The organism is Nocardiopsis sp. NPDC101807 (assembly GCF_044766605.1).
GTDB lineage: Bacteria > Actinomycetota > Actinomycetes > Streptosporangiales > Streptosporangiaceae > Nocardiopsis > Nocardiopsis tropica.
Window position 1 is genome coordinate 145,502 of the sequence record NZ_JBIWMK010000005.1, and the last position, 14,177, is coordinate 159,678.

At 73.3% G+C, this 14,177-nt stretch carries 10 protein-coding genes; 2 read left to right on the forward strand and 8 right to left on the reverse strand.

From position 1 onward, the window contains the following. Nucleotides 1–16: 16 nt before the first annotated feature. The 3 genes from ACIRPH_RS16895 to eccCa form a co-directional block, all read right to left on the reverse strand. Entirely contained in the window at nucleotides 17–346 is a 330-nt protein-coding gene (locus ACIRPH_RS16895; RefSeq protein ID WP_402915160.1) for a hypothetical protein, read from the reverse strand. 232 nt (nucleotides 347–578) lie between these two features. Further along, nucleotides 579–1,919 carry a PQQ-binding-like beta-propeller repeat protein gene (locus tag ACIRPH_RS16900; protein ID WP_402915162.1) on the reverse strand — a complete coding sequence of 447 codons (1,341 nt, stop codon included), beginning with the start codon at nucleotides 1,917–1,919 and terminating at the stop codon, nucleotides 579–581. 306 nt (nucleotides 1,920–2,225) lie between these two features. After that, a complete protein-coding gene (gene eccCa, locus ACIRPH_RS16905; RefSeq protein ID WP_402915998.1) occupies nucleotides 2,226–6,194 on the reverse strand; it encodes a type VII secretion protein EccCa in 3,969 nt (1,322 codons plus the stop codon). 219 nt (nucleotides 6,195–6,413) lie between these two features. Between eccCa and eccD the strand changes: the two genes are divergently transcribed. Continuing rightward, on the forward strand, nucleotides 6,414–7,748 hold the full coding sequence (eccD, locus tag ACIRPH_RS16910) for a type VII secretion integral membrane protein EccD (RefSeq protein WP_402915164.1): 1,335 nt from the start codon (nucleotides 6,414–6,416) through the stop codon (nucleotides 7,746–7,748). 162 nt (nucleotides 7,749–7,910) lie between these two features. Beyond that, nucleotides 7,911–8,549 (forward strand): hypothetical protein, encoded by a 639-nt coding sequence (locus ACIRPH_RS16915; protein ID WP_402915167.1) that lies wholly within the window; start codon nucleotides 7,911–7,913, stop codon nucleotides 8,547–8,549. Between the two features lie 171 nt (nucleotides 8,550–8,720). Here ACIRPH_RS16915 and ACIRPH_RS16920 read toward each other — a convergent pair whose 3' ends face one another. The 5 genes from ACIRPH_RS16920 to ACIRPH_RS16940 form a co-directional block, all read right to left on the reverse strand. After that, the gene (locus ACIRPH_RS16920) at nucleotides 8,721–9,248 is read right to left on the reverse strand and encodes a hypothetical protein (protein ID WP_402915170.1); all 528 of its coding nucleotides are present in this window, start codon (nucleotides 9,246–9,248) and stop codon (nucleotides 8,721–8,723) included. A gap of 206 nt (nucleotides 9,249–9,454) precedes the next feature. Further along, complete coding sequence (locus ACIRPH_RS16925) at nucleotides 9,455–11,539, reverse strand: WD40 repeat domain-containing serine/threonine protein kinase (RefSeq protein ID WP_402915172.1); 2,085 nt, start codon at nucleotides 11,537–11,539, stop codon at nucleotides 9,455–9,457. A gap of 383 nt (nucleotides 11,540–11,922) precedes the next feature. After that, nucleotides 11,923–12,972 (reverse strand): aldo/keto reductase, encoded by a 1,050-nt coding sequence (locus ACIRPH_RS16930; RefSeq protein ID WP_402915175.1) that lies wholly within the window; start codon nucleotides 12,970–12,972, stop codon nucleotides 11,923–11,925. Nucleotides 12,973–13,055: 83 nt separating this feature from the next. Further along, nucleotides 13,056–13,379 carry a putative quinol monooxygenase gene (locus ACIRPH_RS16935; protein ID WP_267947623.1) on the reverse strand — a complete coding sequence of 108 codons (324 nt, stop codon included), beginning with the start codon at nucleotides 13,377–13,379 and terminating at the stop codon, nucleotides 13,056–13,058. 145 nt (nucleotides 13,380–13,524) lie between these two features. Next, entirely contained in the window at nucleotides 13,525–13,905 is a 381-nt protein-coding gene (locus ACIRPH_RS16940) for a hypothetical protein (RefSeq protein WP_330160857.1), read from the reverse strand. Between the last annotated feature and the right edge of the window lie 272 nt (nucleotides 13,906–14,177).

Below are 14,177 nucleotides of genomic sequence, written 5' to 3' on the forward strand. Positions count from 1 at the left end.
ACTGAAACTGTGAAACCTAGTCGAAGTTGATGTCTCGGTGCCCGTGCCAGGTCTGGGAGAAATCCTCTGCGTTTTCCCAGTCGGCTTCTGCGATGCTGCCGGCCCCGCTCTGGATGTTGTTGGCAACTTGGATGCCGTGGTTCTGGACGTCGATAAATGATTGGTAGGTCGAATTCTTGAACACATTGAACCCGTTGGACACATCGCTGTTCTTCGTTCTGGCCCTGGCGTCGTCCAGAAGGTGGTCGTACATGTCGGCGATGCCCGCCATCGCCTCGGCGAGTGTCTCGGCGAGTTCACCGCCCTGCTGCGCCTCGATCGGGTTCGCGCCTGCCTCGGTACTCATGTGGATCTCCTTCTCGTGCGACGGGGGAGCGGCTCAGAAGTGGTCGGAGCCCGGCCGGTGTCAGCTGCTGTACAACGTCATGTCGGTGAAGCGGGGGAGACGGCCCAGCCGTGGTGGGAACAGGCTCTCGGGGCCGGTCCTGGACGGGGTGGGCAGGGGTGGCCGATTCCCGGCGAGGGCCGTACGGCGCGGCCGGCCGCCGGGCGTGCGCGGGCGCGCGCTTCCGGCGCGTTCACGTCAGCCCCGCCACACGGGGGACCGGCTCCCCGCGTGTGTGTTCGCGCACGAGCACGGCGCCGGGGACCTCCTGGAAGGTCCCCGGGCCCAGGGCCTCCTCGACCTCCCAGACGCTGTCGATCCCGCCGAGGTCGACCTCGACGGGAAGCGCGATCGTCTCCCCGGGGCCTTCCGCGTCCCAGTCGAAGACGGCGACCTCCATGTTGTCCTCCTCCTCGGACCACCTCGGCTTGAGCAGGGAGTCCTTGAGGGGGAGCTGGCCGGAGACGGTGCTTCCCACACTGTTCTCGTCCGTGACGACGGTGTCCTTCACCGAGCCCGAGAAGTCCCTGACCTCGAAGCGGTCCTCCCACTGCCCGTTCTCCAGGCGCTCCGAGCGGACCGCCAGGTAGCCGTGGGGCAGGACGCGCAGCACGGTGTCCTCCGGCCCGGAGGGGAGCGCCTCGGACAGGACCTCCCCCCGTACCGTGTCGATCACGAGGGTGCCGCGCATGAGCGCCATGTTCTGGAGCACGGCCACGTCGCCCGCGGCGGCGAACGTCTCCTCGTCGAGCTGTTCGGGGTGCTCGGCCGCGTCGTCGAAGTCCTGCCCCCGCACCAGGCTCCACTGCTCCTCCCCGGTGGCGGTGTCGAGGCTCGTCATGCGCAGGTCGGAGCCGCCGCACGCGTAGACCACCACGACGCCGCTGGGCGTCAGGAAGCCGTCCTCGACCCGTGCGTCCCCGGCGCCCCCGGGGCACCGCAGGCGCTCGCCGCGCCATCCCGGTTCGTCGTCCCAGGGGGCGAAGGAGACGGCGACCCCTCCTCCGTCCCGGGCCCCCGCCGTCACCAGGCCGTCGTCGGTCACGAGGCCGGCGTGCTGGACCGCCAGCCGGTCCGTTCCGGCGCCGCCGTGTTCGAGCACGAGCGTCTCCACCCCGGTGCCGGAGTCCAGCAGCACGAGGTAGCCGCCCGCGCTCACGGCCACGAACGTCCCGTCGGGGGAGACGGCGGCCTCGGCCTCGGAGCCCAGGAGGCGGTAGCTCCACACCTCTTTCCCCGTCCTGGTGTCCAGGCCCACCACGCCGTCGTTCAGGTGCAGGACCGCTCCGGTGGGCACGGGGTGGACCCCCACGAGCTCTCCGTCCCGCGGGCCCTCCCAGACCCACGACGCCTCGGAGACCGTGGCCGGCACCGCGAGCTCCTCCAGGTCGTCCCCCGACATCTCGTGGACGACCTCGTGTCCGGCCAGCTCCCGGGCCTGCTGGCCGGAGCCGGAGAGGATCCCGCATCCGGGCGTCCCGAGGAGGAGCACGGCGGTCGCCGCCGCGGCGGACCAGCCGGTTCTTCTGTTCATGGTCAACCAGGTCGCTCTCAGGTGTCTTCTCGCCGTCCTGGGGGATGCGGCCACGATCGCAGGCCGGGAGCACTCCCCGCTCGGCCTCCGGGTCTTCCACCGCCGTGTGGAAACGGTGGCGCCCGTACCGGCACACGGTTCCAGGGGCGAGGGACATTGAACCGGACGAATGTCACGACAGGTGCGCGGCCGGGCACACCGGGTCGGCGAACCCGCAGGTCGGCGGCGGGTCTGTGACGGTGGCCGCATCCGGCCACGCGTGCCCGGGCCGCGCACGGCGCGGCCCGGGGCACGGGCTCCTGGGGCCTACGCCGGGGACTCGCTCCAGCCGACCTGCACCAGATCGGGGCGCTGTCCCCGACGCGCCAGCTGGGCGCGGCCGACCGGGAGCTGCTTGGACGCCGTGCCGTTGGCCAGGCGCCCCTCCATCCGGTCGCCGGAGAACAGCATGCCGGGCGTGGCCATGTCGGTCAGCGCCTGGAGCACCGGCTCGAACATCGCCCGCGCCGAACCGCCCGTACGCCTGGCCGCGATGACGTGCAGGCCCAGGTCGGCGCCCTGCGGGATGAACGGGGCCAGCGGTGCGAGCGGGTTCGACCGCGCCCCCAGCATGTCCATGTCGTCCACCACGATGAACAGGTCCAGGCCCTTCCACCAGCTGCGCTCGCGCAGCTGCTTGGGGGTGACGTCCGGTCCCGGCATCCGCTCCTTGAGCGACCCGGCCAGGTTCGCCGCGACCGCCTTGGTCTGCTCCGCGCTCGTGCAGTACGCCAGCAGGTGCTCCTCCGGGACCAGCTCCAGGTGGCTGCGGCGGAAGTCCACCATGACCACGCCGACCTGGTCGGCCGGCCGGCGCACGATCTGCCTGACCAGCCCGCGCAGCAGGGCGGTCTTGCCGGTCTGCGGGTCCCCGTACACGACCAGGTGGGGGTCCCGGTCCAGGTTCGTGGCCACGGGGGCGAGCGTGCTCTCGGCCATGCCCAGCACGAGTTCGGCGTCGCGGCGGCCCCGGGGGGCGCGGCGCCCCTTGAGCAGTTCGTCCAGCTCGACCTTGGCGGGCAGGGTCTTGACACCCTGGACGGCCTTCTGCGGCCACCGCTCGCCGACCCGCTTGACCAGGTCCCGGATGCCGTCGGTGACGTCCTCGTCCGAGGCGACCCCGTCCACCCGGGGCAGCGCCACGTGCGTGTGGTGCTCCGCCGAGGTCATGCCGCGGCCGGGGGTGTCCTTGGGGATCTCGTCGGCGACCTTGCGGCCGATCCCCGAGTCCATCGGGTCGCTCAGCCGCAGCTCGAACCGGCCGCCGAACAGGGCCTGGAGCCGGGACCGGACCTGCGAGGTCGCCGCGCCGGTCAGCACCGTGTGCACGCCGAGGGAGGGCCCCCGGGTCGCGATGTCCATCAGGACCTCGTCGGCCTCGTCGAAGGTGTCGCGCACCGACGACCAGCCGTCGATCATCAGGAACAGGTCGCCGACCACGTTCCCGGCCACCCTCCCGTCCGCGCGCGCCTGGCGCAGCGCCGCGGGGGAGTCCAGCTTGTACTTGCGGAACACCCGCTGGCGGCGGTCGAGCTGGGCGCGCACGTCCACCAGGACCCGCTGCACCTTCTCGGGGTCGGCCCGGCCCGCCACGCCCGCCACGTGGGGCAGGTCCTCCATGGCCTGGAGCGCGCCGCCGCCGAAGTCGATGGCGTACACGCCCACCCGGCCCGGCGGGTACCGCCACGCCAGGCTCGCGATGAGCGTGCGGAGCATCGTGGACTTGCCGGACTGGGGCCCGCCCAGGACGATGACGTTGCCCTCGGCCCCGGTGAAGTCCATCTCGGCGGGGACGACCCGCTGCTCGCGGGGGATGTCGGTCAGGCCGAGGACCGCCCGCATCTCCGCGGCGGGGGGCTCGGTCCCGGGGCCCTCCAGGTCGTCGCCCTCGCCCAGGTCGGTGAGGACGGTGTCCAGGGTGAGCAGTTCGGGCAGCGGCTCCAGCCAGATCGGCCGCACCTTCTCCGCCCCCGAGGCCACCAGCCGGTCCACCGTCACCTGCAGGGTGGTGCGCTTGTCCTTCCTGGGCCCGGGCTCCTCGCCCTTGGCGCGGACCGACGCCATGAGCGACTCCACCAGCGAGCCCTCGCCGGTCACCTTGCCGAGGCCGTTGTAGGACAGCAGGGGGAGGACGGGTTCGTGCTCCTCCTTCTCCTCCTCGGCCGGGGGCTCGTAGGGCTGGGAGACCATGGCGGCCTTGAACCGCTCGAAGACGGAGGTGTCCACCTTGAGGTAGCCCGAGCCGGGCTCGGGCGGCAGGTGGTAGGCGTCGCCGACGCCGATGGCCTCGCGGCTCTCCGCCTCCGAGAACGTGCGCAGGCCCACCCGGTAGGACAGGTGCGACTCCAGGCCCTTGAGCTTGCCCGACTCCAGCCGCTGCGTGGCCAGGAGGAGGTGCACGCCGATGGACCGGCCGATCCGGCCGATGGCCACGAACAGCTCGGCGAAGTCCGGGTGCGCGGTGAGCAGCTCGGAGAACTCGTCGATGATGATCAGCAGGTGCGGCAGCGGCTCCATGCCCGGGTCCTCCTCCCGGGCCGCCTCGTAGGCGTGCAGGTTGGGCAGGTTGCCCGCGTCCTTGAGGATCTGCTGGCGCCGTGTCAGCTCGCCGAAGGTGGCCTCCCGGAACCGCATCACCAGGGAGTCGTCGTCGGCCAGGTTGGTGATCAGCCCCGTGCTGTGCGGCAGCCGGTCGGTGTCGGCGAAGGTCGCGCCGCCCTTGAAGTCGACCAGGAGCAGCGCCAGGGACTCGGGGGAGTGGTTGATGACCAGCGACGCCACCATGGTCCGCAGCATCTCCGACTTGCCGGAACCGGTGGCGCCGACCACCAGGCCGTGCGGCCCCATGCCGCCGAACGCCGACTCCTTCAGGTCCAGCAGCACGGCGTTGCCGTTGGGGCCCACGCCGATGGGGACGCGCAGGTAGTCGCCGGTGCTGCGCTTGCGCCAGGTGCGGCGTGTGTCCAGCTGGGCGACGTCGGACACTCCCAGGATCTCCGGGAGGCCCACGGTGGCGTGCATGGCGTCGTCGCCGTCGGAGGCGGTGATCCCGTACGGGGACAGGATGCGGGCCAGGCTGGTCAGGTGGGCGACGTCCGACCGGTCGGCGGTCCCCCGGAGCGGCGTGCGCTCGGGGTCGTCGTCGGCGCCCGGGTGCTCGGTGTCCTCGGCGAGGGCGCCGTCGGCGTCGACGTTCAGGCGCAGGTCCACCGACTCCGGCTCCTCGCGCCGGTCCGCCACCAGCGCGATGACGTGGATGCCCAGGTCGGCGAGGGAGGTGACGGGGGGTTCGGCGTTCAGGCCGGACAGGGTCGACTGGTGCTCGCCGTCGAGGACCACGACGAGCCGCTGCGTTCCGGGCCCCGGCGGCTTGCCGCGCCGCCGCTGGAGGTCGACGGTGCGCCGCTCGATCTCGTCGGCGAGCAGTTCGCCGGCCTGCACGGTGTTGGCGGCCACGAACCGGGCGGGCATCGGCCCGTCCTGGGCGTCGTCGAACGTGTTGTGGGGCAGCCACTTGAGCCATTCCCACCGGTCGCGGAGCTTGGTGTCCCGGACCACGCCGATGCGCAGGTCGTGCGGGGAGTGGAAGGCGGCCATCTGGGCGATCATGCTGCGGACCAGCCCGCGCCCCGCCTCGCGGTCCCCGACGACCGACACCACCCCGTGCTCCCGCAGCGGGACGACGAGCGGCATCTCGGGGACGTCCGCGTACAGCTCGATGAGCTGGTCGGCGGCGCCCTGGCAGACGGGGTCGTACTCGATGAGCGGGGAGGAGGTGTCGACCTTGAGCCTGAGGCGCCGGGAGAGGGGGCGCGTGCCCGTGCCAGCGCGCACGTCGAGGAAGTCGGGGTCGGCGGGGCGCCGCTCCCACCTCCTCGTCCGCGAGCGGGCGGGCTCGGTGAGGAGCGAAGGGTCGGGGTGGCGGAACGCGTTGTCGGCGCGCTGGGTGGAGGCGACGTCCCGCACGATCTCGCGGAGCTGGTCGAGGTAGTCGACGTAGCGCTCGCGCTGCTCCCGTATCCGCTTGCGGGGGCCGTTGTGCTGGGCCACGAACATGATGATGCCGACGACCACGCTGGCCATCATGATCATGACGCCGGCGACGGCCATCAGGGGGCGGTGGCCCATGGTGATGGACATCAGGAGCGAACCCGAACCGGTGATGATCGGCATGATGATCATCGCCCCCGAGCTGGAGGCCGGCGCGTTCTCGGGCAGCTGCGGCGGGGCAGCGATGACGAGGGGAGTGTTCCCGGGAGCAGGAGGGACACTGCGGGCAGGGCGGGGCACAGGTCTCGTCGCCACAGCGATCTCTTTCCGTCCACCTACGGGGGTTGGTGTCTGGGTGACTACGCTAGGAATGATCTCGCGAACCCCGCGAATCACCTAATTCGCGTCCGTCCTCCCCCTTCGCGGCGAATGCCGCCCACGACGACGACAGAAGGAACCATTGGTGTGAGTGGATACTGCCGGGTCACCGTCACCGGACCGGAGCGCTGGGCCGATCTGGCGCTTCCCGGCACCGTCCCCGTGGCGACCCTGATGCCGCGCATCATCGAGGTCTGCGCGCCCGACGAGGAGCGGACGGAGCCCGCCGCCTGGTCCCTGACCACGGTGGACGGGTCGCCCGTGCACCCTGACGAACCCCTGGAGAGCGCCGGGGTCTACGACGGCGACGTCCTGCTGCTGGACCGCCGCACCGCACCGAGCCGACCCTCCCACGTGGACGACGTCCGCGGCGCCGTCGAGGACAGGGTCGACGACACCGCGCGCATCTGGAACCCGTCGACGACGCTGTCCTTCGGCCTTCTCGTGGCCAGTATCGGCCCCCTGGTCCTCCTGGGGCTGATGATGCGGCTCCTCCCCTCGGCGGGACACCTGGGCGTGGCCGCCGTGGGGACCCTGTTCACGGTCGCCGTCATGCTGCTCGCCGCGCGCAGGCCCCTGCCCGCCGTCGCGCACGTGCTGTTCGCGGCGGCCTGTGTGTGGGGCGCCGTCACCGCGGTACTCGCCGCCACCCTGGTGACGAGCACGAACCCCCTGGTGACGGCGGCCTTCGCGCTCTCCGGGGCGCTCCTGGTCGCGGTGATCGGCTGGGCCATGCACGAGACGGGTCTGGCCTACATCGCCGGGCTCGGGGTCGTCGCGGTGGCCGCGTCCGTCCTCGTCGTGGTGGGGATCTTCACCGAGCCGGTCCAGGGCGTGCGGTCCATGGGCATCGCCCTGGCGCTGTGCGTGGGGGCCCTGCCGCGCGTCGCCATGGTGATGGGCGGCCTGTCCGGCCTCGACTACGAGGTGGGGCGCTCGGGCCAGGTGCCCACGGAGCGGTTCGAGGACACGTACGGCAACACCGACCGCCTGCTGCTGGGGATCGTGCTGGGCGCGGCGGTGAGCGGCGGCGCCGTCACCGTGCTCCTCGCCGCCCTGGCCCAGGGGCTGCCCGACCTGCTGCTGGGCGGACTGCTCTCGGTCCTGCTGGTGCTGCGCTCACGGCTGTTCGACCGGATCCGCCACGTGCTGCCGCTGCGGCTGGCCGGGGTGCTGGGCGTGGGGGCCACGGGCGTCGCGGTCGTGGGCGAGTACCCGTTCATGGGCCCGTGGCTGCCGCTGATCGTGCTCCTGGCCGGGATCGTGCTCGGGGTGCTGAGCTGGGTGCGGCTGACCGACGTGCCCCGGGCCTCGCTGCGCCGCCTCCTGAACTGGACCGAGATCCTGGTCATCATCGGCATGTCCGCGGTGTTCGCGTGGGCGATGGGGCTGTTCGCCTTCGTCGCCCGGATGACCGGCTAGGCGGTTGCGGCGACGCCGACCGCCGCCCGCCGGGGCGGGGGCGCGGCCCCCTCCCCGGGTCGGGCCGACGGCCGGGACCGGGGCTCGGGGACGGTGCGTGACGGTACGTGCGCGCCGGACGCTAGGGTGTCCGCCGACCCGACAGCCCCGAGAGGATCTTCCGTGCCCGAACCGAAGAAGCGCGTCCCGGCCGCCGCAGCAGGTCTCGTCCTCACGCTCCTGCTGGGCGCCTGCGGAGGCCCCGAAGAGGAGGAGCCGCAGGCCCCGGACGCCGCCGGAGTCCAGGACGAGCCCGCTGACGTGCGGGAAGAGCCCGCCGAGGCGGAGATCGCGCTGCGCGACCCGATGGAGATGGCCCCCGACGACCTGTGCACGGTGCTCCCGGAGGAGGTCCTGGAGGAGCTCCTCGGCGCGGAGGACATGCGCGACGACTCACCGGGCACGACCGGGCGGCCCGACCCCGGGACGCTCGAGAGCGACCGGCGCCTGAGGATGAACTGCATGCTGCTCTCGCTGAGCGGCTTCACCCTCCGGTACGACATGGAGATCCACGAGGGCCCCTACACCGACAGCGCCGCGCCGGACCTCACGGCGGAGGAGGCCGACCCGGACCTCGGCGTCGGCGACCTCGCCGTGGCCGGTTCCGAGAACGACGCGGGGAGTGCGCAGGTCACGGCGGTCGAGGGGCAGGTCTTCGTGGACGTGCACTACTCGCGCACGGGATCGGGCGACGCGGACGCGATGCTCGACGGCGCGCTCCTGGCGGCGGAGGAACTGCTCGCCGCGGTGAACGGCTCCTGACGAGGGGGCCGGTCGGGGGACACGGGCGGCGGACCGCCGCCGCCCCGGGTGCGCCCGCACGAGGTCTCGTGCCCCGCGCCCCCGGGGGCGCAGGGGCCCGCCCGGGCACGGTCCCTCCGGCTCCGGCGGTCGCGGGGCCGGCCGTGGGGGCGGGGAGATGGCCGGAACCGGTCAGGCGTTCCGCTCCTCCCCGGCCACGGAGCCCTCGGAGACGGAGCCCTCGGGGACGGGGCCCCCGGCCGGGGGCGCGGCGGCGTGTTCGCAGCGCGCGCGGAGGCTGCGGCGCCGGCGCGCCTCGCGCAGCGAGACCCCGACGATGCGCGCGGCGGTGAGGCCGGCGACCACGGCGAGCGGGAGGACGAGCATGGTCACCGGCTGGCGGATGCCGTGGAAGCGCGCCCCCGCTTCGTCGAGGACGATGAACCCCGCCGGCCGGGCGCGCACGAACCCGCCGCCACCCGCGCCGTCCCCTCCTGCGGCGAACAGGCGGCTGGAACCGCCGCCCACGCTGGTGAGGGACGTGATCCTCGCGACCGGGACGACCGTGGAACCCCCCGACGCCACAGGGTCTCCGAAGACGGTCGCGGACCGGGCCGCTGCCCCGGTGCTCCGGACCAGGTCGGACAGGACGGACAGCGCGGGGCTGGTGCGGCGGCCGGAGGCCGCCTCGCGGATGCGGCTGCTGACGTTTTCCGGCATGGCCTCTGGTCCTCTCGGGGTACGGGCACGGGGTTTCACGCTATAGCGCCCTGGCGGCACCGTGAGGAATCGGGTCCTTCCGGCGGGTCCCGGACGGCGCGGTCCCGCCCCCGCCCCGGGAAGCGCCCCACCGGAGGGCTCCTCCGCCGATGCGGCGGTCCGTGGGCGGACCGCCCGGACGGGTGGCCGGCGGCGGCCCGCCCCGGTCAGTCGCCGATCACCCCGAGCAGCGACAGGTCGGTGTCGTAGACGGCCAGGTCACCGGTGTCCGCGCGCAGACCGGCCAGCCGCGACCCGTCCGGGGACAGGACGAGCGGGAAGAGCCGGGGCAGGTCCGGGCCGAGCCGGGCGCTGGCCGCGTCGCCGTAGTCCCACGCCATAGTGCTGCCAGAGCCGGCGCCCGGGGCCAGCATGGCGGCGAAGACCCGGCCGCTCGCCTCGCTGTAGGCGACGTCGACCAGGAAGTGGTCCTCGTCGTCGGGCACGAACTCGCGCAGGACCCGTTCGTTGTGCGGCTCGACCAGCAGGACGCGGTCGGAGCGGATGAGGAGGACGCCCGAGCCGTCCGGGAGGATGTCGAAGGCGTCCGCGCCCACCCGGGCGCGCTCGTCGACCAGGCCCAACCGGTCGAGGCCCTCGGCCCCCGCGCGCCACACCGCGACGCCCCCGCCCACCTCGCCGCCCGCCACGGTGGTGCCGTCGGGCGAGTACTGGATCGCGCCGAGGCTCCCGGAGCCGGGCAGGGCGGCCGTCAGCTTCCAGCGCTCCGTCTCGTAGAGGTGCAGGAACCGCGCCCCGGGGTCGCTCCGCACGCCCACGGCCAGCGAGGAGCCGTCGGGGCTGAAGGCGACGGACTGGACGGCCTGCTCCGGTCCGACGTTCCACGCCCTGCCGGTGTCCAGGTCGGTGACGGCGGTCCCGTGGAGGGTGCCGTAGGCGAGCAGGCAGCCGTCCGGGCTGAACGCGGCCGGGGTGGGGGGCACCGTGGCCGCCTCGTTGTCGATCCGGGCCAGGGGCCGTGACCGCTCCCAGTCCCACAGGGTCACGCGGTCGACCTGGGAGACGGCCAGGACGGTGCCGTCGGGGGAGAACGAGAGTTCGAGGGGCACGCCCGGGGGGAACATGACCTGCGGCGGTCCGGGGAGGGCGAGGTTCGCGGCCAGGCTCCCGGACGCGGAGCAGTCGCGGGCGGCGCCGGTCCCCCCGGCCGCCTCCCACGCCGGGGCCGCGACGGCGAACAGGCCCGCGCCCGCGAGGAGGACCGCCACGCCCAGGAGGGCCGCGACGCGCAGCACGGCCCTGCCCCGCCGCCGGGGAGCGGTGCGTGCGGGGGGCGCGGGCCGGGCGCCCGGAGCGAGCGCGGCCCAGGGGTCGGCGGCCGGGGGGCCGTCCTCCCGGGGACCGATCGCGGAGCGGTAGGACTCCTCGGCCGCGGCGACCGCGGCGCGGGCCCGCGCCGGCAGCCACGGGGCGGAGGGAGGCCCCTCGGGGAGCGGTCCGCCGAGGTGGTCGAGGACCTCCTGCGCGGTCGGCCGGTTCTCGGGGAGCTTGTCCAGGCACGCGGCCACGAGCGGGCGCAGGGGTCCCGGGACCCCGTCCAGGGAGGGCGGCTCGCGCAGGACCCGGTACAGCAGGGTCGACGGATGCCCCTCCCCGAAGGGATCGGCCCCCGTGGTCGCGAACAGCAGGGCTCCGCCGAGGGAGAACAGGTCTCCGGCTGCGGCGGCCCTGCCGCCGGAGAGGAGCTCGGGCGCCGTGTAGGCCGGGGAGCCGACGCCCTCGCCGGGGCGGGTGAGCCGTGCCTCGTCCACGGCCCTGGAGACGCCGAAGTCGATGAGCCGGGGGCCGTGCGCGTCCACCAGGACGGTTGAGGGCGTGAGGCCCCGGTGCACGGCGCCCGCGCCGTGGGCCGTGTCCAGGGCCTCGGCGATCCCCCGGGCGAGGACGGCCGCCGCCGCCTGGGGGAGGGGGCCGGTGCGTTCCACCAGCTCGCGCAGGGTGGGCCCGGGGACGTACGCGGTCGCGGTCCAGGGGACGGGGGCGGACAGGTCGTGGCCGAGGAGGGGCGGGGCGAAGCGGCTGACCGTCCGGTGGGCGAGGGCGGCCTCGCGGGCGAAGCGGGCGCGGAAGTCCAGGTCGACGGCGTACGCGGCGCGGACGACCGTGACGGCGGCGGGGCGCCCGTGCGTGTCCGCGCCCAGGTACACGCGGCCCATGCCGCAGGAGCCGAGGTGGGCGAGGAGGCGGAACTCCCCGAGCTGGGTGGGCTCGTCGGGGTTGAGGGGGCGCATGGGTCCTCTGGGGGGCCAGGGGCGGAGGACGCCTCGGGGTCCGCCAGGACGGTCCGGTGCGTCTGCCGGGGGTTTCTCAGGAGTCACCGTAACCCGAGAAGATCGCTGATAGAGCACGATTCCGACCGGTTCGCAGGGGGTGTGTGTACTTATGTCACCCTTTGGTGGTGCGGATCCGAAGATCTGTTGCGTCCGATTTCGCCGCGAAACCCGGTGAACGCGCGCGCCCGCTCCCCGACGCCGGGAAAGGGACCGTCCGGGACCCCGCCGGGGGACGGGCCGTAGTGGGAGTCCCCCCGGGGAACCGCGTGCCCCGTCCGGCCTCCCGGGCCACCCCGGGAGGCCGGACGGTGCGGCGTCCCCGCCCGGCTCCGGCCCGCGTCCTACGGGCGGGAGTCGGTGGCCCCGGACCAGATGTTGACGTCGGAGTCCACGGCCCACTCGTCGATGCGTCGCAGCTCCTCGTCGCTGAACCCGGGGGAGTCCAGCGCGGCGAGGTTCTGTTCGAGCTGCTCCACGCTCGACGCCCCGATGAGCGCGGTCGTCACCGTGCGCGGGCCCTGGTCCCGCAGTACCCAGGAGATCGCCATCTGGGCGAGCGTCTGGCCGCGCTCCGAGGCGATGGCGTCCAGGGCGCGCGCCCGCTCCAGGACCTCCTCGGACAGCATGTTGTCGCGCCAGCTCGGGCGGCCCACGCCCGCGCGGGAGTCCGGTGGCACCTCGCCGCCGAGGTAGCGCGCTGTCAGCACGCCCTGGGCCAGCGGGGAGAACGCCACCACGCCCATGCCCTCGTCGGCAGCCGCCTCCAGCAGGCCGCCCTCCACCCACCGGTTGAGCATCGAGTACGACGGCTGGTGCACGGTCAGCGGGGTGCCCAGCTCCCGCATGATCCGGGCGGCCTCCCTGGTCGCGGCGGGGCCGTACGACGAGATGCCGGCGTACAGCGCCCGGCCGGACACCACGGCGTGGTGGAGGGCCCCCATGGTCTCCTCCAGCGGCGTGTCCGGGTCGGGCCGGTGGCTGTAGAAGACGTCCACGTGGTCGAGGCCCATCCTGGCCAGGGACCGGTCCAGCGACGAGAGCAGGTACTTGCGCGACCCGCCCCGCTGGTGGGGGCCGGGGCCCATGACCCACCCGGCCTTCGTGGTGATGACCAGTTCGTCCCGGTAGGGGGCGAAGTCCTCGGCCAGGGCGCGGCCGAGGTTCTCCTCGGCGGCGCCGGGCGGCGGTCCGTAGTTGTTCGCGAGGTCGAAGTGGAACACGCCCAGGTCGAACGCCCTGCGCAGGATGCGGCGCTGGTTCTCCTGGTCGCGGTCCGCGCCGAAGTTCTGCCACAGGCCCAGTGACAGGCGGGGCAGGTGGAGCCCGCTGTCACCGCTCCTGCGGTATTCCGTCGTCTCGTACCGATCCTCGCTCGCCACGTAGGTGCCCACGGACCGCCTTCCCCTCGTCGGATGACCGACCGGCAGACTAACCCGCCCGGCGGCCCGCCCGAGGGGGCGGGGGGCCGACACGCCTAGGCGTCGACGGTGAGCTCGCCCATGCGGTCCCAGCCCTCGCCCTCCACGGAGCGGCTGACGATGAGCGGGGTCTCGGCGAGCAGCGGCTTCATCCGGGCCAGGCCCTCACGGAAGTGGTCGCTGTTGACGTGGGCCTCGCCCGTGCCGTCCCGGAACGCCTCGACCAGGACGAACTCGTCGTCGCGCTCGACGCTGCGGGACCACTCGAACCACAGGTTCCCGGGCTCGGCCCGGGTGGCGGCGGTGAAGTCGGCGACCTCGTCGAGGAAGCGGTCGACGGCCTCCGGCCTGACCCTGTACTTGACGACGATCAGGATCATGGTTCCCGGTCTCCTCACTGTGCTCTGTTCACTGCGCGGGGCGACACGAGGTGTCCCCCCGCCCCAGTCTTCCAGAGCGCCGCGGGTGAGGAACGCACGGCTGACCAGGGCCGGGCGGTGGCGGAGCGGGAGAGGGGGCGCGGTGTCAGGCGGCGACCGGCTGGCGTGCGGCGCCGAAACCGTGGCTGTAGACGGGCTCGGGTCCCCTGGCGAAGGGGTTGAGGAGCTCGGCGGCGCCGACCGGGTCGCTCGCGGGATGGGAGACCGTGCCGCCGTGGAACAGGTCGTTCCAGAAGAAGCGGCCGTCGCGACACCAGACGTTGACGTCGCGCTGGACCGACATGACGGCCATCTCGGTGGTGCCCGACCAGTAGAACTGGCGCTGTGTGGCCGAGACGAGTTCGCCCAGGAGTGCCGTGATCGCGCGCTCGGCGCAGAAGGCGTGGCGGGGCTTGTGCTTGATTCGTCTGGCGAGAGCCGACTTCGCCCGGGAGGCCCGGGGATTGTTCAGGCGCCAGTGACTCAAGGTCGTCTCCAGTGGGTCTCGGTTGCCGCGGTGCTGACCGTGTGCTCGGTGCGGCCACAGTCGCCGCGGTTCGAGGGTTTCCGCCCGTCCTGGGACCTTGGCGGGTTCCCTCCACAAAGTTGGTGAGGTGTGAACGGTGTCGTTACCTCGTAGTTATTCTTTGCGCTCCGGATGCTAGCAGCAACTCACCCCTTGCAGTCGAGGCTTCTACGAGTGACCAATGTCACAATTAACGAAACCGTATCGACTGGGCAAAACCAAGAACTCCCTGG

What these genes read in the sequence shown, in the direction of transcription:
- ACIRPH_RS16895 (WP_402915160.1), bottom strand. Translation starts at nt 346, where the DNA reads ATGAGTACCGAGGCAGGCGCGAACCCGATCGAGGCGCAGCAGGGCGGT.
- ACIRPH_RS16900 (WP_402915162.1), bottom strand. Translation starts at nt 1,919, where the DNA reads ATGAACAGAAGAACCGGCTGGTCCGCCGCGGCGGCGACCGCCGTGCTC.
- ACIRPH_RS16920 (WP_402915170.1), bottom strand. Translation starts at nt 9,248, where the DNA reads ATGCCGGAAAACGTCAGCAGCCGCATCCGCGAGGCGGCCTCCGGCCGC.
- ACIRPH_RS16925 (WP_402915172.1), bottom strand. Translation starts at nt 11,539, where the DNA reads ATGCGCCCCCTCAACCCCGACGAGCCCACCCAGCTCGGGGAGTTCCGC.
- ACIRPH_RS16935 (WP_267947623.1), bottom strand. Translation starts at nt 13,379, where the DNA reads ATGATCCTGATCGTCGTCAAGTACAGGGTCAGGCCGGAGGCCGTCGAC.